The organism is Lentzea sokolovensis, from assembly GCF_033949975.1.
Taxonomy (GTDB): Bacteria; Actinomycetota; Actinomycetes; order Mycobacteriales; family Pseudonocardiaceae; genus Lentzea; species Lentzea sokolovensis.
The window spans coordinates 857,054-875,434 of record NZ_JAXAVU010000004.1 but is presented as its reverse complement, the minus strand read 5'-3'; the positions used below and the strand labels follow the sequence as shown (position 1 = coordinate 875,434).

General features: G+C 70.1%; 19 protein-coding genes. 13 read left to right on the top strand and 6 right to left on the bottom strand.

Annotation, left to right across the window (positions count from 1 at the left end; all coding sequences use genetic code 11):
• Positions 1 to 47: 47 nt before the first annotated feature.
• The gene (locus tag SK854_RS09455; RefSeq protein WP_319974626.1) at positions 48 to 638 is read right to left on the bottom strand and encodes an SGNH/GDSL hydrolase family protein; all 591 of its coding nucleotides are present in this window, start codon (positions 636 to 638) and stop codon (positions 48 to 50) included.
• Between the two features lie 318 nt (positions 639 to 956).
• Here SK854_RS09455 and fusA point away from each other — a divergent pair, with 318 nt between their 5' ends.
• Both fusA and SK854_RS09445 read left to right on the top strand, forming a co-directional pair.
• Positions 957 to 2,942 (top strand): elongation factor G, encoded by a 1,986-nt coding sequence (gene fusA, locus SK854_RS09450; RefSeq protein ID WP_319974625.1) that lies wholly within the window; start codon positions 957 to 959, stop codon positions 2,940 to 2,942.
• Positions 2,943 to 3,062: 120 nt separating this feature from the next.
• The gene (locus SK854_RS09445) at positions 3,063 to 3,824 is read left to right on the top strand and encodes an endonuclease/exonuclease/phosphatase family protein (protein WP_319974624.1); all 762 of its coding nucleotides are present in this window, start codon (positions 3,063 to 3,065) and stop codon (positions 3,822 to 3,824) included.
• Here SK854_RS09445 and SK854_RS09440 read toward each other — a convergent pair.
• Entirely contained in the window at positions 3,814 to 5,271 is a 1,458-nt protein-coding gene (locus SK854_RS09440; RefSeq protein ID WP_319974623.1) for a hypothetical protein, read from the bottom strand. The two genes, SK854_RS09445 and SK854_RS09440, sit on opposite strands and share 11 nt — an antisense overlap.
• 118 nt (positions 5,272 to 5,389) lie before the next feature.
• Here SK854_RS09440 and SK854_RS09435 point away from each other — a divergent pair, with 118 nt between their 5' ends.
• The 3 genes from SK854_RS09435 (at position 5,390) to SK854_RS09425 (ending at position 9,178) form a co-directional block, all read left to right on the top strand.
• Positions 5,390 to 5,998 (top strand): hypothetical protein, encoded by a 609-nt coding sequence (locus SK854_RS09435; RefSeq protein WP_319974622.1) that lies wholly within the window; start codon positions 5,390 to 5,392, stop codon positions 5,996 to 5,998.
• 22 nt (positions 5,999 to 6,020) lie between these two features.
• Positions 6,021 to 8,258 carry a GH92 family glycosyl hydrolase gene (locus tag SK854_RS09430; protein ID WP_319974621.1) on the top strand — a complete coding sequence of 746 codons (2,238 nt, stop codon included), beginning with the start codon at positions 6,021 to 6,023 and terminating at the stop codon, positions 8,256 to 8,258.
• A gap of 341 nt (positions 8,259 to 8,599) precedes the next feature.
• Complete coding sequence (locus tag SK854_RS09425; protein ID WP_319974620.1) at positions 8,600 to 9,178, top strand: phosphatase PAP2 family protein; 579 nt, start codon at positions 8,600 to 8,602, stop codon at positions 9,176 to 9,178.
• Here the strand turns inward: SK854_RS09425 and SK854_RS09420 are convergent.
• Positions 9,088 to 9,690 (bottom strand): flavodoxin family protein, encoded by a 603-nt coding sequence (locus SK854_RS09420; RefSeq protein ID WP_319974619.1) that lies wholly within the window; start codon positions 9,688 to 9,690, stop codon positions 9,088 to 9,090. The genes SK854_RS09425 and SK854_RS09420 overlap by 91 nt on opposite strands.
• A gap of 72 nt (positions 9,691 to 9,762) precedes the next feature.
• On the opposite strand from SK854_RS09420, the gene SK854_RS09415 reads away from it, so the two are divergent.
• From SK854_RS09415 to SK854_RS09405, 3 genes are read left to right on the top strand one after another with little or no spacing between them, the layout of a single operon-like run.
• Positions 9,763 to 10,086 carry a plasmid stabilization protein gene (locus SK854_RS09415; protein WP_319974618.1) on the top strand — a complete coding sequence of 108 codons (324 nt, stop codon included), beginning with the start codon at positions 9,763 to 9,765 and terminating at the stop codon, positions 10,084 to 10,086.
• Position 10,087: 1 nt separating this feature from the next.
• Positions 10,088 to 10,750 (top strand): hypothetical protein, encoded by a 663-nt coding sequence (locus SK854_RS09410; protein WP_319974617.1) that lies wholly within the window; start codon positions 10,088 to 10,090, stop codon positions 10,748 to 10,750.
• A 15-nt stretch (positions 10,751 to 10,765) separates the two neighbouring features.
• Complete coding sequence (locus SK854_RS09405) at positions 10,766 to 11,320, top strand: hemerythrin domain-containing protein (RefSeq protein WP_319974616.1); 555 nt, start codon at positions 10,766 to 10,768, stop codon at positions 11,318 to 11,320.
• On the opposite strand, the gene SK854_RS09400 is transcribed toward SK854_RS09405, so the two are convergent.
• Both SK854_RS09400 and SK854_RS09395 read right to left on the bottom strand, forming a co-directional pair.
• Positions 11,317 to 12,015 carry a TauD/TfdA family dioxygenase gene (locus SK854_RS09400; protein WP_319974910.1) on the bottom strand — a complete coding sequence of 233 codons (699 nt, stop codon included), beginning with the start codon at positions 12,013 to 12,015 and terminating at the stop codon, positions 11,317 to 11,319. The genes SK854_RS09405 and SK854_RS09400 overlap by 4 nt on opposite strands.
• Positions 12,016 to 12,033: 18 nt before the next feature.
• Positions 12,034 to 13,227: an MFS transporter gene (locus tag SK854_RS09395; protein ID WP_319974909.1), complete on the bottom strand. Its 1,194-nt coding sequence runs from the start codon at positions 13,225 to 13,227 to the stop codon at positions 12,034 to 12,036.
• 101 nt (positions 13,228 to 13,328) lie between these two features.
• Between SK854_RS09395 and SK854_RS09390 the strand changes: the two genes are divergently transcribed.
• From SK854_RS09390 to SK854_RS09370, 5 genes are read left to right on the top strand one after another with little or no spacing between them, the layout of a single operon-like run.
• On the top strand, positions 13,329 to 14,306 hold the full coding sequence (locus SK854_RS09390; protein ID WP_319974615.1) for an ABC transporter substrate-binding protein: 978 nt from the start codon (positions 13,329 to 13,331) through the stop codon (positions 14,304 to 14,306).
• A complete protein-coding gene (locus tag SK854_RS09385; RefSeq protein ID WP_319974614.1) occupies positions 14,299 to 15,360 on the top strand; it encodes a FecCD family ABC transporter permease in 1,062 nt (353 codons plus the stop codon). The genes SK854_RS09390 and SK854_RS09385 overlap by 8 nt, the downstream gene beginning before the upstream one ends.
• A complete protein-coding gene (locus SK854_RS09380; RefSeq protein ID WP_319974613.1) occupies positions 15,357 to 16,124 on the top strand; it encodes an ABC transporter ATP-binding protein in 768 nt (255 codons plus the stop codon). The genes SK854_RS09385 and SK854_RS09380 overlap by 4 nt, the downstream gene beginning before the upstream one ends.
• Before the next feature lie 12 nt (positions 16,125 to 16,136).
• On the top strand, positions 16,137 to 16,967 hold the full coding sequence (locus tag SK854_RS09375) for a Rossmann-like domain-containing protein (RefSeq protein WP_319974612.1): 831 nt from the start codon (positions 16,137 to 16,139) through the stop codon (positions 16,965 to 16,967).
• Entirely contained in the window at positions 16,940 to 17,971 is a 1,032-nt protein-coding gene (locus tag SK854_RS09370; RefSeq protein WP_319974611.1) for a pyridoxal-phosphate dependent enzyme, read from the top strand. Before SK854_RS09375 ends, SK854_RS09370 begins: the two co-directional genes overlap by 28 nt.
• Here the strand turns inward: SK854_RS09370 and SK854_RS09365 are convergent.
• On the bottom strand, positions 17,943 to 18,107 hold the full coding sequence (locus SK854_RS09365) for a DUF3040 domain-containing protein (RefSeq protein WP_319974610.1): 165 nt from the start codon (positions 18,105 to 18,107) through the stop codon (positions 17,943 to 17,945). The genes SK854_RS09370 and SK854_RS09365 overlap by 29 nt on opposite strands.
• Between the last annotated feature and the right edge of the window lie 274 nt (positions 18,108 to 18,381).

Here is an 18,381-nt window from a genome sequence, read left to right as displayed (position 1 = left end):
TGAACTTAGTGCGGACAGTACGACGCCACGGCGTTGATCGCAATCGCTCAGGCGCGAAGTTCCGCGGCGACGGCTTCGACCGCGGGCGCGAGAGCCGCGGCGATCGCGCGGTAGCCGGAGGCCGACGGGTGGAAGCGATCCGCCGCGAAGAGCGAGGGGTCCGCGGCGAACTGCGGAGTCACCGCGCGTTCGACGTGGGCGACCACACCACCCGCGCGGATGACGGCCTGCTGCTGCACCTGGGCGTAGTCGCGGCTCACGGCGGACACGACGTCGCGCAGGGCGGGCGGCACGTGCGCGACGACGCTCAGGTCGGGCGCGGTGCTGACGACGACCGCGGCACCCGCTCGCCGCAGGTCCGCGACCGCGTCGTGCAGTTGCTGCGCGCCGACGTGTGCCGGGACGAACCTCGTCAGGTCGTTCGCGCCGATCACCACGACCGCGAGGTCGACCTTGCCCGCCGCTCGAACCTGGGCGCGCAGGTCGGCCGAGCGGGCGCCCGCGAAGGCGTGCACGCTGAGGTCGACCTGGTGTCCCATCGCCCGAAGGCGTTCGGCGAGCAACGGGCCGAGCGTGTCCTCCCGGCGCGTGCTGCCCACTCCCGCGGCGATCGAGTCGCCGAGCAAACACAGACGCATGCTTGTGGAACGAGGGGCGCTGGGGTGGTGTTCCTGGGAACAATCCGCTGTGAGCGGATGTTGATGTGAGTAAACCGCTGTCGTGCGAGTGCTGATCTGTCTACACTCCACGATCATCATCACCGAGTGAACGACGAGAGGGGACCGGCCATGCGCACCACCGCCGTGCTCCCGTCCCGTTTCGACGTGATCCTCGTGTCTCCGCACCCCGGCTGCCCGCTGCGCGCCGGGTACCGGAGTGTCTGACGAGCCCGTTCCAGGTGTTCGTCGGGTCATCGCGCTGACCCCGTAAGTCCTTGACACCAAAGGCACACAGCCATGCGCACGATCACGTTGAACGCTGTCCGCAACCTCGGCATCCTCGCCCACGTCGACGCGGGCAAGACCACGCTCACCGAACGCGTCCTGTTCGCGACCGGCAGCACCTACAAGCGCGGCGAGGTCCACGACGGCACGACCGTCACCGACTTCGACCCGCAGGAACGCGACCGCGGCATCACGATCTTCGCCGCGGCCGTGACCTGCACGTGGGACGGGCACCGCATCAACCTCATCGACACGCCGGGACACGTCGACTTCGCCGACGAGGTCGAACGGTCCCTGCGCGTGCTGGACGGGGCCGTCGCGGTGTTCGACGGCGTCGCCGGTGTCGAGCCGCAGAGCGAATCCGTGTGGCGGCAGGCTGATCGCCACGGCGTGCCGCGGATCGCGTTCGTCAACAAGCTCGACCGGGCGGGCGCGGACCTCGACGCCGTCGTGGAGTCGATCCGCACGCGGCTGCACACCGTTCCGCTCGTCGTGCAACTGCCGATCGGCGTGGAGGACGGGTTCCGCGGCGTCGTCGACCTGGTGCGCATGCGTGCGCTGACCTGGGACGACGGCATGACCGAAGGACCCGTGCCGGACACGCTGCTGGCAGAGGCACAACGACGTCGCCGCGCCCTGGAAGAGGCGGTGGCGGAACTGCATCCCGACGCATTGGAGGAGTTCTTCGCACAAGGCCTGTCCGAGCAGACGTTGAGGAACGCTCTGCGGGAACTGACCCAGCGAGGTCAGGCGACCGTCGTGCTGTGCGGCTCGGCGTACCGCAACCGCGGCATCGAACCGTTGCTGGACGCGGTGATCGCGTACCTGCCGTCCCCTGTGGACGTTCCGCCGGTGCGTGGCGTCGACGGCCAGGAACGGCAGCCGGACCCGGACGCGCCGTTCGCGGCGCTGGTGTTCAAGGTGAACGCCACCGCCACCGGACGGCTGGCGTACGCGCGCGTCTACTCGGGCACCCTCCACAAGGGAGAGACGGTCCAGGTCGGCGGCCGCACCGAGCGCATCGGTCGGATCCTGCGCGTCCAGGCCGATCGGCACACGCCGGTCGACCAGGCCGTCGCGGGTGACATCGTGGCGCTGGTGGGGCTGAAGTCGGCACGCACGGGCACAACCCTGTGCGCGCCAACGGCTCCGCTGTTGCTCGAACCCGCGGTGTCGGCCGATCCGGTCGTGTCGGTGGCGGTGGAAGCGCGGACCAGCGCGGACAACGCTCGGTTGACCGAAGCGTTGGCCCACCTGGTCGACGAGGACCCGTCCCTGCGGTTCGGGACGGACCCGGAGACCGGCCAGACGGTGCTGTCCGGCCAGGGCGAGCTGCACCTGGAGGTCTCGGTGGAGAAGGCGCGCACGCTGCACCGCATCGAGATCACCATGGGACGCCCGCGCGTCTCGTACCGCGAGACCGTTGCCTCAGGCGTGACGGGATTCGTCTACCGGCACGTGAAGCAGGACGGAGGGCAGGGGCAGTTCGCGCACGTCGTGCTCGACACCGAGCCGCTGGAGACCGGTTTCGAGTTCCGCTCGGCCGTCACCGGCGGGCGGGTGCCGCAGGAGTTCGTCCGCGCGGTCGAACAGGGCTGCCGGGACGCGCTGGCCGAAGGGCCGCTCGGGCATCCGGTGGCCGGTGTGCGGGTGACGCTGGTCGACGGGTCCACGCACGTCAAGGACTCGTCGGAGATGGCGTTCCGCACGGCGGGACGGCTCGGGCTGCGTGACGCGCTGAAGGCCGGCGCGATGACGTTGCTCGAACCGATCGCCGAGGTCACGGTGACCGTGCCGGAGGAGTACCTCGGTGGAGTGCTCGGTGATCTGGCTTCGCGCCGGGGCAGGATCCTCGGTTCGGTGGCCAGGACCGGCACGACGGTGGTGACGGCGAGCGTGCCGTTGGCGGAGATGTTCGGCTACGTGACTCGCTTGCGCAGCCGGACGCAAGGCCGCGGCAGCTTCACCGCCACTCCGACCGGTTATGCGCCCGCGTAAGTAGCAGGCCCGCCTCGTGAGGGTTGGGGCAAGTCGGCACGTTTTTCGTCGACTTGCCCCAACCCTCACCCCGGCTTGTGTGATTCAACGCAGAGGCGGGCCTGTGTCATGATCGGCCAAGTGGACCCGTTGAGCGTGATGTCCTTCAACCTGCGGTACGCCTCAGCCGCCGAGCCGAACTCGTGGGCGGTCAGACGCCCGGTCATGGCCCAGATGCTGCTGAACGAGCTGCCGGCCGTCCTCGGCACGCAGGAGGGTCTCTACGGGCAACTCCTCGACATCGCCCACGACCTGCCCGCCCACTACGACTGGATCGGCCTGGGCCGCGCGGGCGGCAGCCACGACGAGTTCATGGCGATCTTCTTCGACACCCTCCGGCTCGAACCGCTCGAATTCGACCACCACTGGCTGTCCGCCACTCCGAACGTCGTGGGCTCCCGATCGTGGGGCAACAACGTGATCCGCATGGTCACGTGGGTCCGGTTCGCGGACCGCCTGACGGGCAAACAGTTCGTGGCGGTCAACACGCACTTCGACCACGAGTCGGCGAACTCCCGCCTGCGCAGCGCCGAGTTCGTCCGCGACCGCCTCCAGGCCCAGACCCTGCCGGTCGTGCTCACCGGCGACTTCAACGACGTCCCCGGCTCGCCGCCCTACGCCACCCTCACGGCCGGTCTGGCCGACACGTGGCTCGCGGGCCCGCAGACCACCCCTGCGTACGGGACGTTCCACGGCTACGGCCCGCTCGTGCCGGACGGCCCGCGCATCGACTGGATCCTCACCCGCGGCGTCACCGTCGAGGCCGCCGCGATCAACACCTTCCAGCGAGATGGCCAGTTCCCGTCCGACCACCTCGCCGTCCAGGCACACATCACCTTCTAGGCGCCCACTCGGGTGGCAGGTCGTGCGAACAGGTCGGTGCTCCGGCCGCACGCGCCTGCCGTTGCTCCAGGTACGGCCCGGCGATCTGCTCCCGGGGCACCGGGGCCAGCGCCGTGATCGCGTCGCCCGCGGCCAGCACCTGGCGCCGCATCCGTTCGTGGTCGACGGCCGCCGAGCCGAACGACGGCGCCCAGAGCGTCCACGGCCCGGAGATCATCGCCATCGTCGGGATCAGGTGCGAGTGGAAGTGCGTGCCGATGCCGCCGAACGAGCACTGCGCGGGCACCCGGCCCGGCACCGGCGGGTCGCTGCCGGGCAGGACGAACGTGCGATCGACCGCGCGCCCGGCCAGTGCTGTCAGCGCGCTCTGGGCCAGCACCGGACTGCCCGCGAACCAGCCGGACAGCTCGGCCAGGCCCGTCGGTCGCAGCGAACCGCCTTGAGGCAGGAACTCCCGCGTGCCGAGGTGTTCCAGCACGAACGCGAACGCGACGGAACCCGAGTCGTAGTCGGCGTCGAGCGCGCGGGCCCGGAACTCGCTGCCCTCCGCCGGGCGGTGCAGGTGCCCGGTCGCGAAGACGAACTCGATCGTGCGCGGCCGGCACCGCGACGGCAGGCGCGCGAAGTGCTCGGCCAGCGCCAGCAGCGCGACGGTGCCGTTCTCCTGCACCCACCCCACGCCGTCGGTGTTGGTGTCGAGGACGATCCGCTCGCTGCTCAGGCCCGGCAGCGTGGCGATCAGCGAACGCGTGACGGCCGGTGCTCGCCCGGCCAGCACGCCGATCGTCGTTCGCGTGCCCGCAACCAGCCGCGCAGCCGCGTCGGAGCCGACGAACACGCCCGGCACGCGGTAGTGGGTGCCGAGGTGCGGGTCCCAGTAGCCCTTCACCTGCTCGTGCGGGAACGGGAAGGCGACGACGACCCCGGTGGCACCCGCCTTGCCCGCGTCGACCATGTCCTTGTCCAGCAACGGCTCGGCGAGGTAGCCGCGGTCGAGGGCCGGAAAGTCCCTCAGGACGACCTTGCCGCGGGCGTTCTCGGCGGTGATCGGCGTGCCGGTGGGCAGGCGGACCAGTTCGCCGGTGCGCAGGCCGGGCTCGGAGTAGGGGATGGCGCCGGCGACCGGCACGACGCCGCCCGAGAGCAGGAAACCGGGACCTGGCTTCCAGCGCTGGATCGCGAAGGGCTCCGATCGCACTGACACGCCCGGCAGCCGGTCCACGCGGCGTTCCAGCCAGGAGATCAGGCGGTCGTGGGCGGGGCTGCCGGTGGCGCGGACGCCGAACCCGGCGACGGTGGCGTTGAGAGCGCGCAACCGGGCGGCGGAGGCGAACGACCGGTCGTCGACGGTGGGGGAGCAGTCGGTCGACGCGACGGCCGGAGCGGTCAGTTGGAGGGAGAGAACCGTTACGACACCTATGAATGCGATGCATCTGGCGGGCTGCACCAGGCTCACTGTGAACCTGGCGGACGGTCCTCACAATCCGCTGTCCAGGTAGCCAACTGAGACCAGTGTCAACCGTGAAGAGAAATGGTTTATACCAATTTCCGCTACGGTCCGCGAGATGCGCCTGAAATCGACGTTCGGCCGCGTCGCGGTGATCGCGTACGCGCTGCTGTTCACCCTCGGCTCGACAGCGGTCGCGAACGCCTCGCACGGCCGCGAGTGCGCCACCCCGTCCATCGACCGGTACCAGCAGTGGATCGCCAGTGGTGAAGGTGCCACGGAGCCCGCGACCGGCAGCATCCTCGTGCCGAAGGGACGGCACGACCACACGGCGAAGATCAAGTTCCTGGCCGACGACTGGGCTGTCATGGTCGTCTGGCTGGGCAACAGGTTCGAGGCCCAGGCCGACCTGTCCGACTCGGCCGGTTTCTGGATGACCTACCGCGCCACCAACGACCTCTACGTCCAGCTGCGACCCGCGGAGTTCTGGAGCGGCGGCGACAAGTGGGTCACGAAGATTCCGTCCACGGGCGGCAGGCTCGTGAAGCGGTTCTTCAGCTTCAAGACAAAGGACTGGACATATCTGCCCGCGCTCGGCAAGCCGTCCTACCCGCTCGCCGAGGCCCTCGACGACGCCCGTGGCCTGGTGTTCGTCGGCAACACGAAGAACGACCTGGAGTTCCAGAGCCTGAAGATCGACGGCTACCGGCCACCCTGCGTTTACTGACAACCGGTTAGTGTCCCGGGACGTGAGAGCGCTCCCGGTCTTCCTGGTCACTGTCCTCACCGCCGCGCTGGCGACTCCCGCGAGTGCGGCGGTGAGAGACGACACGCGCTACGTCGACCCGCTGATCGGCTCCGCGGGCGGCGGCAACACCTATCCCGGCGCGGTGCGACCGTTCGGGATGATCTCGTGGAGTCCGACGTCGACCCGCGGCGACCAGACGAACACGGGCGCCGCCAACGGTTACGCCTACGACGCGACGAGGGTGCGCGGCTTCAGCCTCACGCACGTCAACGGCGCGGGCTGCCATCCCGGCGCGGCGGGTGACGTCCCGATCATGCCGCACGTCGGTGAGATCACCTCGTCGCCGACCGCGGACACCAAGGACCAGATCTTCGCGAGCGACTTCTCCCACTCCGACGAGAAGGCCGAGGCCGGCCGCTACCGGGTGGGCCTGAAGTCCGGTGCCACGGCGGACCTGTCGGTGTCGACGCGCGCGGGCATCGGCGAGTTCACGTTCCCCGTCAACGGGTCGCTGCTGTTCCGCACCTCGAACTCGCTCAACGGCAGCGAGGACGCCGACATCACGATCGACCCGGCGACCAATACGGTCTCAGGTTCGGTGCTCACTGGCGCGTTCTGCGGCCGGCGTGCGAACGGCGGCACGAACAACCAGAAGACCTACTACCGCCTGCACTTCACCGCGTCGTTCGACCGTCCGATCGCGGCCTATGGCACGTGGGTCAACAGCGAACTGCGGCCCGGCACGACGTCCGCTTCCGGCGGCGAGGGCTACCTGACCGGAAGCAACCGCGCGGGCAAGGGTTCCGGCGGTTACGTGTCCTTTGCGGACAGTTCCGTGCGGATGCGCGTCGGCATCTCCTACACCAGCCTCGACGCCGCGAAGCGCAACCTCGCGACGGAGATCCCGAAGCGCGCGTCCGTCGCCGACGTGGCGGCGGAGGCCAGGAAAGCCTGGGCGAAGCAGCTTCGTGCGGTCGAGATCGACGGTGGCACCGCGGACGAGCGCACGATCTTCTACACCGCGCTCTACCACGCCTTCCTGCAGCCCAACGTGATCAGCGACGTCGGCCGCGAGGTGCGGTACGGCAACTTCTCCGGCTGGGACCAGTACCGCGCCCACACCCAGTTGCTCGCCCTGCTGGCGCCGGACGTGGCGAGCGGCTACGCCCAGTCGTTGCTGGAGATCTCACGCAAGAACGGCGGTGTGTGGGACCGCTGGGTCCACATCACCGGCCCGACGCACGTCATGACCGGCGACCCGTCCGCTCCGGCCATCGCGGGCATGTACGCCATGGGCGCGCGGAACTTCGACGTGCGGGCGGCCTACGACTCGCTGCTGCGCCAGGCCACCGTCCCGCACCCGGACGGCCTGTCCGACAAGGGCTGCCCCGGCCAGTGCGAGGGCCAGCGCCCGAACCTCGCCGAGTACCTGCGCCTCGGCTACGCCCCGCAGGACACCTGCCACTGCTGGGGCGGCGCCGCCGAGACGCTGGAGGACTCCGTCGCCGACCAGGCACTCGCCGATCTGGGACGCAAGCTCGGCCGTCCCGACGAGGACATGCGGAAGCGCGCGGGGTGGTGGCGCAACACGTTCAACCCGGCCACCGGCTACCAGCAGGCCCGCAAGGCCGACGGCACCTGGGTGACGCCGTTCAACCCGGCCTCCGACCAGGGCTTCGCGCAGGGCAGCAGCGCCACCTACACGTGGATGGTGCCGCACGACGTCCAAGGCCTCGCCGAGGAGATGGGCGGACCCGAAGCGGCGGCGACCAGGCTCGACGCGTTCTTCCACCGCGCGGACGGCTCGTGGGCGACCGGCGGCGATGCGCTGCGGTACGACCCGACGAACGAGCCGGGCATCCACACGCCGTGGATCTACAACGAGCTCGGCCAGCCGCGGAAGACCCAGGAGACCGTGCGCGCGATGGCCCGGCTGGTCTACCGCACCGGCCCGTCCGGCCTGCCCGGCAACGACGACCTGGGCACGATGTCGGCCTGGTACGTCTTCGCCGCGCTGGGCCTGTACCCGCGCACACCGAGCAGTGCCGAACTGCACGTGTCGAGCCCGATGTTCCCGAAGGCTCGGATCACCAAGAAGTACATCACGATCCTGGCCGCCGGCACGCCGGGCATCTATGTGAGCGAAACGCGGTGGAACGGCCGCAAGGTCGAGCAGCCGTGGCTGCCGGAGGCGTTCGTCGAGCGCGGCGGGGTGCTGGTCTCACGTCTTGAAGGGTGATCCGGCGCCCTCCGCACGGGTGTGGCTGCGCCGCGCGCAGCGCTGCAGGTGGAAGCACTCGCGGAGCTCCTCGACGGTGCGAATGCACGTTTGTTCGGCATCGCCGGCCGAATGGATGTCGATGAAGTCGACTCATACGGATACGAGTACTTTGTCCGTTCCGGTAGGCATTGTCGGTAAAACGACCAGATCGTCGATTTTCGGCTCCCCCTCGCCGTCGCAATTGGGTTCGAACCGCGGCCCGGTGGAACCCCCTCGGGACAGATCGTCGCTCGAGCGACGAGTCCACCCTGGAGGATTCTTGAGGTTCGTCACGGTTGTGCCAGTTTGTCCGGTGTCGCGTGAACGGTGAGAACGAACTGGACGAAGAATCGCTGCACGACAGCGAGGAGTTGCCCACCAGACGCCCGCACCCGATCATCATCGCCGCGAGTCTGACCGCGCGAGGTGGTGTGCTCTGGTTGCCCGTCGCCGGGCTGCTCGTGTTGGCAGGCAGGGAAAAGGCCGCGAAGCGCGCACTCGCGGCGGCCATCTTCGCCATGCCGCTCGGACACATGGTCAGCCTCTTCGTGCACCGTCGACGGCCACAGGTCCCGGCCATGCCCGCGCGCCGGGCGCTGCCGGAGCACCCCCGCTCGTCCTCGTTCCCGTCCAAGCACGCGGTGACTGCGGCCGCGTTCGGCACCGCCACCGCGCTCGTGGACCGCGAGGCCGCTGTGTTCGTGACGCCCGTGGTGCTGCTGGTCGCCTACAGCCGCCTCAGGACCCGTGTGCACTGGCCCACGGACGTCCTGGGCGGCTTGGTGATCGGCGCTCTGGTGGCGCTGGCTCAGGCCGGAATCGGGCGTTCCGCCAGGGCCAGGGCGACGGCGTGCAGGTTGGCGGCCATGGTGCGGCCGGTCTTCTCCGACCACTCGTGACCCTCGTCGGTGTCCGAGTAGCTCGGGCCCGGCCCCGGACCGCGGTTCCAGTAGGTCCAGGCCTGGCCGGGGATCGTGTAGCCGATGTCGCCGAGCCCGCCGCAGATCTCGCTGATGACGTGGTGCGCGCCGTCCTCGTTGCCGGTCACCACCACGCCCGCGACGCGGTTGTAGGCCACCGGCCGGTCCTCGTCGTCGGTCTCGGAGATCATGGCGTCCATCCGTTCCAGCGCCCGCTGGGCCAGCGAGGACGGGCGGCCGACCCACGTCGGGGTCGCGAACACCAGGATCTCGGCGTCGAGCAGCAACCGGTGGACGTTCGGCCACTCGTCGCCGCCGCCGAGGTCGGTCTCCACGCCCGGCGGGATCTCGTGGTCCGCCAGCCGGAACGACGTGACCTCGACGTCCTTCTTCGTCAGCTCGTCGATCACGACCTGGGCGAGCAGGTCCGTGTTGGACTCCTCCGGCGACTTCTTCAGGGTGCAGTTCAGCACCACGGCACGCATCGTCATGCCTCGCGGCTACCCGGTCGGGTGGGTGTGAACCTCACTGACCGGGGGTATTCGCCGGGCAAGGAGGTCGTGATGCCCGCAGGATCGAACGCGAAACGTGAACGCCAGTACGAGCACATCAAGGACTCCGCCGAGGACCGCGGCGCATCGCCCAAGCGCGCCAAGGAGATCGCCGCGCGGACGGTCAACAAGAACCGTGCGCAGGCCGGTGAGTCCAAGACGGCGAGCAGGTCGTCCATCGAGGACATGTCACCGCAGAAGCGCGGCGGGCAGCGGTCGCACAGCGGTGCGCAGGGGCCGACGTACGACCAGCTGTACAACGAGGCGAAACAGCGCAACGTCAAGGGCCGGTCCAAGATGACGAAGAAGGAACTCGCCAAGGCGCTCGGTCATTGACGTGTCAGACGTGGACAAGGCCTCGGTGCTGACGATCCTCACCATGGAGCACAACACGCTGCAGATGATCCGCACGGCGACGATCACCGACTCGACCGGGCGGGCGGGTCATCTCCTGACGACGATCTCCGCGTCGATGATCGCGCTCGGGTTCGTCGCGCAGGTCGTGCCGCTGACCGTGTTGCTGACGCTGATGCTGGTCGTCTTCACCGCGCTGTTCCTGATCGGTCTCGCCACGTTGTTCCGGACGGTCGAGCTCACGATCGAGGACGTGCGGGCCGGCCTGGGGATCAACCGCATCCGGCACGTCTACGGCGATCTCGAACCGTCCATCAAGGACGTCTTCGTGCGCCAGATCCACGACGACGTCCTCGGTGTCGAGGCGGACGGCGGCCAGACCGGCTGGCGCAAGACGAGGCGGCCGCGGCCGCTCGGAACCGCGCTGGGCGTCGCCGGCCTCGTGAACCTCGTGAACGGACTCGTCGGCGGTGTGATCGCCGGCGCGGCGTCGGGCCTGCTGGGTGCGGGCCTGGCCTGGTCGATCGTCATCAGCGCGGTCGTCGCCCTCGCCGTGATCAGTGCTTTCGGCGTGGCACTCGGCCGGATCGGACGGCGCGGTCTCGAGTCCACCACCACGCGCTTTCCGAGGAACAACCCGAACTGAAGGAGAACCACCACCATGCAGTACGACGTCGTCGACCTCATCATGCAGGACCACCGCGAGGTGGAGCGCCTGTTCGACGAGCTGAAGAACCACCCGGAGAAACGCCCGCTGCTCACCCCGGTGATGTGCGGCCTGCTCGTCGCCCACAGCCGCGCGGAGGAGTCCGAGGTCTACCCGCCGGCCAAGGACGCGGGTGGTCAGGACGAGGTCGAGCACAGCCAGGAGGAGCACGCCGAGGCCGAGCAGTTGCTCGCCAAGCTCCTCGACTGCGAGTACGACTCGCCGAAGTACGAGAAGGCGCTGCAGGAGGTCATCGACTCCATCACCCACCACGTGGAGGAAGAGGAGAAGACGGTGCTGCCGGGCATGCGCAAGCGCCTGAGCGCACAGCGCCGCTACGAGCTCGGCGAGGCGTTCGCCCGCAGCCGCGCCGACCACCTCGGTGAGCTGCCCGGCCAGGCCACCCGCGAGGAACTGCTCACCCAGGCTCAGAACCTCGGCGTCACCGGTGCGTCGAACATGACCAAGGAGCAGCTGCGCAAGGAACTGGAGAAGGCAGCGTCCTCCTAAGCGTCGTCGGTCCGCACGGTTTGGATGTGCACGGTCCGGGCGCCGGTGTGCGCGTCCCGGCCGTGCCAGCAGCGGTAGTTGTCGAGGACCAGGAGTTCGCCCTCGTTCAGCCTGAGTCTCGGCAACGTCCGCTGCACCCGCTCGACCTCGGCGTCGAAGCGGGCGAGCATGTCGATGACGTGTTCGGCGGCGGGGTCGCGGTGCAGGGCCGCGACCCCGTCCGTGCGCCGGTTGATGCGCCTGCCCGTACGGGTGTACTCGATGTGACGGCCCACCCGCGGTGTCGCGGGCAGGCCGCGTGTTCGTGCCCAGCGTCCGTACAGGTCCACATCGGACCCCGTGAGGAAGTCCTTCAGCTCCGCGTCGAGCGAGTCGGTGAACTCGTGCGCGTCGAGGACGAACGACTGACCTCCGGACGGCGCCTGGGAAGCGAGCAGCACCAGGACGTGGTCCTCGTCGGGATGCCTGCGCCGCACGGGTTTCCCGGCGACGTCGACGACCACGTCGAAGCTGTCCGCGTGCAGTCCGACGACCTCGCCGTCCACCGATCGCCGGGTGCGGTACGGGAACAGCTCGCGCAACGACGTGCCGAACAGCAGGGAAGCGGCGACCGGCAACGAGTCCGGGGAGTTCGGCAGGCCGGTCAGGACTACCGCGCCCGTCTCCGTCAACGTCCTGCGCGCGGCCGGATCCAGGGCCTGCAGGCGGCACGATCATCGGCGCGGCCCGAAGTCCCGTGACGACGGCACCAGCGCGGCCAGAGCGGGCGCGGCGAAGCAGATCACCGCGCAGGCGGCCAGCACCACGGGCGCGCCGAACGCCGAGATCGCCGGGGCGATGAGCGCCAGGCCGATCGGCGCGAGGCCGTAGGACATCAGGAAGTCCAAAGAGGACACCCGGGCGAGCTTGGACGGCTCGACCTCGCGCTGGGTCGCGGTGAACCACGGCACGTTGAACAGCTCGATGCCCAGTCCCGCGACGGCGTAGGCGGCGATCACGACGAACGGGTGCACCGGCAGCAGCAGGCTCAGCGGCGCGAACCCGTACAGCGCGAGGCCGAACAGCGCGGTCCAGCCCGCGTGCCGGGGCCGCCAGCGGGCGATGAGCAGGGCGCCGGCGAGTGCGCCGAGCGTGTAGGCGGTCAACGCGCCCGCCAGCACCGCCTCGGTGTCGTAGCGGTCGCGGCTGACCAGGGGGAGCACCACACCGGTCGCCGAGTAGCCGGTGGCGATCACCGCGGTGAGCGCGCCGAGCCCGGCCAGGAACCACGGATGCCTGCGGGCTTCACGCACGCCGTCCCAGAAGTCCGCCACGAAGCCCGAACCGCCGCCAGGGGCCGTGCTGCCGGTTCCCGCGGGCGGGACCAGCGCCGCGGCCAGCCACAGCGCGCCGATGCCGAGCAGCAGCACCTGCGTGTTCAGGAACAGGGCCAGCAACGCGGTCAAGCCCGGCGCCACCAACGTCGTCACGCGCACCGACAGGGTCATCGCGGCGTTGGCCTGCTGCCGTTGGCCGGCCGCGACCACCTCGGCGGTCAGCGCCTGGAACGCCGGCCGGCACGCGCCCTGGCCCGCTCCCATCGCCGCGGCCGCGACGGCCGCGAACACCAGTGAGTTGCCCACGAAGGCAGCGAGGACGGGCGCGGCGGCGGCGGACACGAGCCCTGACCACAGGACCACCTGACGGCGCGCGTAGCGGTCGGCCAGGACGCCGCTGACCGGGACGGCGGCCAGGAAGCCCGCGGTGCGCGCGGCGAGCAGGACGCCCAGTTCCACGGCCGTCAGCGAGCGCGAGAGCACGGCCAGGCCCAGCACGAACGGCAGCGCCCAGGTCGCGATGCCCGATGCCGTCGTCGCGGTCCAGAGACGGAGAAAAGTGGTGCTGCGCAACACCGACGGGCTGCGCATTGTGTCGTGGGCCACGCGATCGACCTTCCAGCAGGGTTGCAATGAAAATGATTGTCGTTACAGTAGCGCACACCGTTCGAGTGAACTTTCTGGAGGATCCGATGTCTCACCCCGCCCGGTTCGGCCTGGCGTTGGTCGCGGTGCTCGCCGCGGGCTGCGCCACACCGGGAGGCGCCCAGGCGCCGACGGCTCAGTCGGTGGTGGTGGACAGCTGCGGCAAGCAGCTCACGTTCACCGGCACGCCGCAGCGGGTGGTCACGCTGGACCAGAACTCGACGGAAACGTTGCTGGCGCTGGGAATGCAGGATCGGATGGCCGGCACCGCGAACGTGAAGACCAAGGTGGCGCCCCGGTTCGCCGACGCCTACGCGAAGATCCCGGTGCTGTCGCCCAAGATCCTCACCTCGGAGCCGCTCAGGGCGGCCAACCCCGATGTCGTCGTGGCGTCGTTCAAGGAGCTCTTCACCGCCGACCGCGCCGGAACGCGCGATGAGCTGGAAACCCTTGGGGTGCCCACGTTCGTGAGCGCGGTGAACTGCCCGGACGGCACGACCGCGCCGTTCGACCGCCTGTTCCGCGACTACGAGAACTTCGGGAAGATCTTCGGCATCACCGAGAAGGCGAACCAGCTCGCCGCCGAGCAACGCGCGGCCGTCGCGGAAGTCCAGGCCGTGAAACGGGATCCGGTGAAGGTCGTCTGGGTCTACTCGGTCTTCAAGGGCGTCCCGTACGTGGCGGGCAAGGACGGCATGCCGAGCCAGATGAGCAAGATCGCCGGTGCGGTCAACGTCTTCGACGACCTGAGTCAGGAGTGGCCAGAGGCGTCCTGGGAGGAGATCGCCCGCCGCGATCCCGACGTCATCGTGATCGGCGACCTGTCCGAACGCGGCAACCCCGGCGACAGGGCGAGCGAGAAGCTCGCGATGATGCGCGAACACCCGGTCGTCTCGCAGCTCAAGGCGTTGCGGGAGAACAAGGTGATCGAGCTGCCCGGCATCGAGATGGACCCGTCCGTGCGCACGGTCGACGCGCTCAGGGCGTTCGGCGCGGGGCTCGACGAGATCGCCGGCCGTGGCTGACGCGGCTGTTCTCGACCCGGTCGTCCTGGAAGCTCCGAAACTCGTTCAGCGCAGGAAGAACACGCTCGTGATCGTGCTGAGCCTCGTCGTCCTCGTGGTGTCGGCGGTGCTCGCCGTCCGCATCGGCGTGGGCGCGGGCTGGGCCGAGATCGGCAGGGCCGCGGGCGGACGCCTCGGCCTGCCGGTCGTTCCGCTGCCGCGCCTGCTGGACTCGCTGATCTGGGATCTGAGGGTGCCGCGGGTGCTGCTCGCGGCGCTCGTCGGCGCGGCGCTGGCGGTGTGCGGCGCGGTGCTGCAGAGCGTCACGCGGAACTCGCTCGCCGACCCGTACCTGCTCGGGGTGTCGTCCGGCGCCTCGACGGGCGCGGTGGTCGTGGTGGTGCTGGGGTTCGCCGGCTCGCAGCTCGGGGTCACCGGTGGGGCGTTGATCGGCGCGCTGGTGGCGTTCGGGCTGCTGATGCTGCTGCTGCGGCGCACCGGCCTGGACTCGTCGCGCGTCGTGCTCACCGGTGTGGTCGTGGGACAGCTGTTCGCCGCGCTCACCTCGTTGATCCTGCTGACGTCCGGGGACGCCGACAGCATCCGCGCGGTCACCAACTGGCTGCTGGGATCGCTCGCGTCGGCCCGGTGGACGTCCGTGGTGGTGTGCGCGGTGGTCCTGGCGGCCGGGCTGCTGGTGGTGTGGCTGTGCTCGGCCGCGCTGGACGGGTTCGCGTTCGGCACCGACACCGCGTCCTCGCTGGGGGTCGACGTGCGCACGACGCGCATCGTCCTGCTGGTCACGACCTCGGTGCTGACGGCCGTCGCGGTGGCCGCCGTGGGCGCGGTCGGGTTCGTCGGGCTCATCGTCCCGCACGGCGTCCGGTTCCTCGTCGGGCCGTTGCACCGCAAGCTCCTGCCGCTGTCGGCCGTCGTCGGCGCGGTGTTCCTGGTCTGGACGGACGCGCTCACCCGCGTGGTGTTCTCGCCGCTGGAGGTGCCGGTGGGCGTGTTCACCGCGCTGCTCGGCGTGCCGCTCTTCCTGCTGGTGCTGCGCAAGCGGGGTGAGCTGTGAGGATCGACGTCCGGAACCTGAGCTGGGGCGTGCCCGGCAAGACCATCGTCAGGGACGTGAGCCTGACGGTCGAACCGGGGGAGACGGTCGGGCTGATCGGGCCGAACGGCTCCGGCAAGTCGTCGCTGTTGCGGTGCCTGGCCGGGCTGCGCACCCCGACGAACGGAGAGGTGCGCTTCGACGGCGTGGAGATCACGTCGTGGTCCGCCCGTGAGCGAGCGCGCAGGCTGGCGTTCGTCGAGCAGACCGCCGACACCGACAGCGACTTGCGGGTGGCCGAGGTCGCGATGCTCGGCCGCACCGCGCACCGGTCGCGATGGCGCGGGCCGGACGCGAGTGATCACGCGATCGTCGCCGCCGCACTGGAAAGGCTCGACCTCACCGGGCTCGCGGACCGGCCGTGGAAGCAGCTGTCCGGTGGCGAACGTCAGCGCACCCACCTGGCGCGGGCGTTGGCCCAACGCACGTCCGGACTGCTGCTGGACGAGCCCACGAACCACCTGGACGTGCGCCACCAGCTCGAACTGATGGAACTGGCCGGGCGCACACCGCAGACCGTCGTCGTGGCGCTGCACGACCTCGCGCTGGCCGCCCGCTACTGCGACCGGCTGGTCCTGATGCACGGCGGCACGGTCGTCGCGGACGGCCAGGCGGCCGACGTGCTGACCGCGCCACTGCTGCGCGAGGTGTTCGACGTGGAAGCCGAGATCGGCCGCGACAGCCTGGGCCACCTGGCCGTCGGCTATCGCGAGCCGGTCCGCTGAGAAGGGGGAGAAATGTCCACTGTGGATGATCTGACAGCAGAGGTGCTGGCGGGCCGGCACGGTCCCGATCCGCGAGAACTGCCTGCCACCAGCGTGTTCTGGGTCCACCACGGCACCAGGCTGGCCGGCGGCGACACCACCTACCGCAACCAGTACGTGCTGGTCCGCGTCGGAACGGCGTTCGGCGCCTGCGCGTTCGCGGAAGGCGACGCCGATCCGGCCGTGGCCGCGAACTACTCCGGCGCTCCCGTGGCGCGCCTGCTCACCGAGGCCCCGGCCCCGGTGCGGGTGGCGGCCCTCGACGCCTACCTCGGCAGCGTCCGTCCACATCGGACGTCCGATGCCGAACGGGTCGTGCTGCCTGCCGGAACGCCGGAGGAGCGGGCGCGGGCAAGAGATGCGGCCGTCGCCGGCCTGCTCGACGTCGAACCAGGCGCCAAGGTCGCGTTGATCGGCGTGGTGAACCCGTTGGTGGCAGCCATCCGCGAGCGCGGCGCCGAGTGCCTGCCCTGCGATCTCTCGTTGCGCACGACGCAGTGGGGCGACCCGGTGACCCCGGACATGCGCGACGTCCTCGGAGTCGCGGACGCCGTGGTCGCGACCGGCATGACGATCGGCAACGGCACGTTCGACGAGATCCTGCGCGCCTGCCGCGAACGCGACATCCCGCTGATCGTCTACGCCCAGACCGCCGGCGCCGTCGCCCGCCACTTCCTCGGTGGGGGAGTCACGGCCCTGTCCGCGGAACCGTTCCCGTTCTCGCAGTTCAGCGCCGACGAGTCCGCGCTGTACCGCTACCGAGCAGGAGAGAAGACGTGGACCACCACATCGCCGACGCGCTGAGCCGTCCCGCCCTGGTACGCCTCGACTCCCGCACCCTCTGCCTGCGCTTCGAGACCATGAAGGTCGCCTCCGCCCTCGAAGCCGTCCGGTACCTCCTCGAGCGCGGCACCATCGCGCAGGGGGACACGCTGGTCGACAGTTCCAGCGGCATCTACGCGCACGCCCTCGCGTTGGCCTGCCACCGCTACGGCCTGCACTGCCACATCGTCGCCTCCACGACGGTCGACAGGACGTTGCGCACGCAGTTGGAGATCCTCGGTGTCACCGTGGAGCCGATGCCGGCGTCCGCGAGCCTGAAGCTCGACCAGAGCCGGCGGGTGGCACGGGTGCGGGAGATCCTGCGCGATCACCCGAGGCACCACTGGATGCGGCAGTACCACGACGACGTCCACTACCGCGGCTACCGGCCGATCGCCGACCTCATCCGCGAGCACGCAGACTGCGACCACCTGAGCGTCGTGGGCGGCGTCGGCACCGGAGCGTCGACCGGGGCGCTGACCACGTTCCTGCGGGAGACGGCGCCTCAGGTCGAACTGGTCGGCGTGCAACCGTTCGACAGCGTCACGTTCGGCAGTGAGCACGTGCACGACCCGGAGATCATCATCGCCGGGATCGGCAGCTCGATCCCGTTCGGCAACGTCGACCACACCCTCTACGACACGGTGCACTGGTTCGGCTTCGACGCGGCTCTGTCCGGCAGCGTGGCCCTGTTGCGCGAGCACGCGATCTTCGCCGGGCTGTCGGCGGGAGCGGCGTACCTGGCGGCGCGGTGGGAGCAGCGACTGGACCCGGAACGGCAGGTGGTCGTGCTGGCCCCGGACACCGGCCACCGCTACGTCGACGCCGCCTACTCCCGGCATGCGGAGGTGCCGATGCCGGAGGACCTCCGCCCGCGCCAGATCACCAGGCTCGCGGACATGGACCTGCCGTGGTCGCGGATGCGCTGGAACCGGGCCGAGGCGCCGCCGAACGCGGTCAGTCGGCCGATCGCGGTGGCTTCCTGAAGAACGCCGCCACGCGCCACCCCAGGTTGCTCTGGGAGAGCGGACCCTGGCTCAGCGCGCGAGCCAGGTCCGGGTCGGAGGCGCGAAGCCACCGTTCGATGTCGCTGAGCTGCTGCTGTTCCTGAGCACTGAGCATGTCCGCTCCCCAGGTCGGTCCGGCCTGCCGAAGAGCCGCATACCCAGCGGCTCAGCGGTTCAAACCGGTTTCGGCTGCGGAGGAAGCGGATCGTCGTCCGGCCCGGGAGGACGTACCGGGTCGGCGTCCGGGCCGGGCAGATGTGGCTGGTCCGGCCCGGTCGGTTGCGGCTGGTCCGGACCCGGCGTGGTCGGCACGGGTTCCGCAGGCGGAATCGGTTGGCTCATCTCCTCGGGGTACCCGCAGGGCACGTTCTTCTCACCGCATTCTCATC

What these genes read in the sequence shown, in the direction of transcription:
- SK854_RS09455 (WP_319974626.1), bottom strand. Translation starts at nt 638, where the DNA reads ATGCGTCTGTGTTTGCTCGGCGACTCGATCGCCGCGGGAGTGGGCAGC.
- fusA (WP_319974625.1), top strand. Translation starts at nt 957, where the DNA reads ATGCGCACGATCACGTTGAACGCTGTCCGCAACCTCGGCATCCTCGCC.
- SK854_RS09435 (WP_319974622.1), top strand. Translation starts at nt 5,390, where the DNA reads ATGCGCCTGAAATCGACGTTCGGCCGCGTCGCGGTGATCGCGTACGCG.
- SK854_RS09420 (WP_319974619.1), bottom strand. Translation starts at nt 9,690, where the DNA reads ATGACGATGCGTGCCGTGGTGCTGAACTGCACCCTGAAGAAGTCGCCG.
- SK854_RS09415 (WP_319974618.1), top strand. Translation starts at nt 9,763, where the DNA reads ATGCCCGCAGGATCGAACGCGAAACGTGAACGCCAGTACGAGCACATC.
- SK854_RS09405 (WP_319974616.1), top strand. Translation starts at nt 10,766, where the DNA reads ATGCAGTACGACGTCGTCGACCTCATCATGCAGGACCACCGCGAGGTG.
- SK854_RS09395 (WP_319974909.1), bottom strand. Translation starts at nt 13,227, where the DNA reads ATGCGCAGCCCGTCGGTGTTGCGCAGCACCACTTTTCTCCGTCTCTGG.
- SK854_RS09390 (WP_319974615.1), top strand. Translation starts at nt 13,329, where the DNA reads ATGTCTCACCCCGCCCGGTTCGGCCTGGCGTTGGTCGCGGTGCTCGCC.
- SK854_RS09375 (WP_319974612.1), top strand. Translation starts at nt 16,137, where the DNA reads ATGTCCACTGTGGATGATCTGACAGCAGAGGTGCTGGCGGGCCGGCAC.
- SK854_RS09365 (WP_319974610.1), bottom strand. Translation starts at nt 18,107, where the DNA reads ATGCTCAGTGCTCAGGAACAGCAGCAGCTCAGCGACATCGAACGGTGG.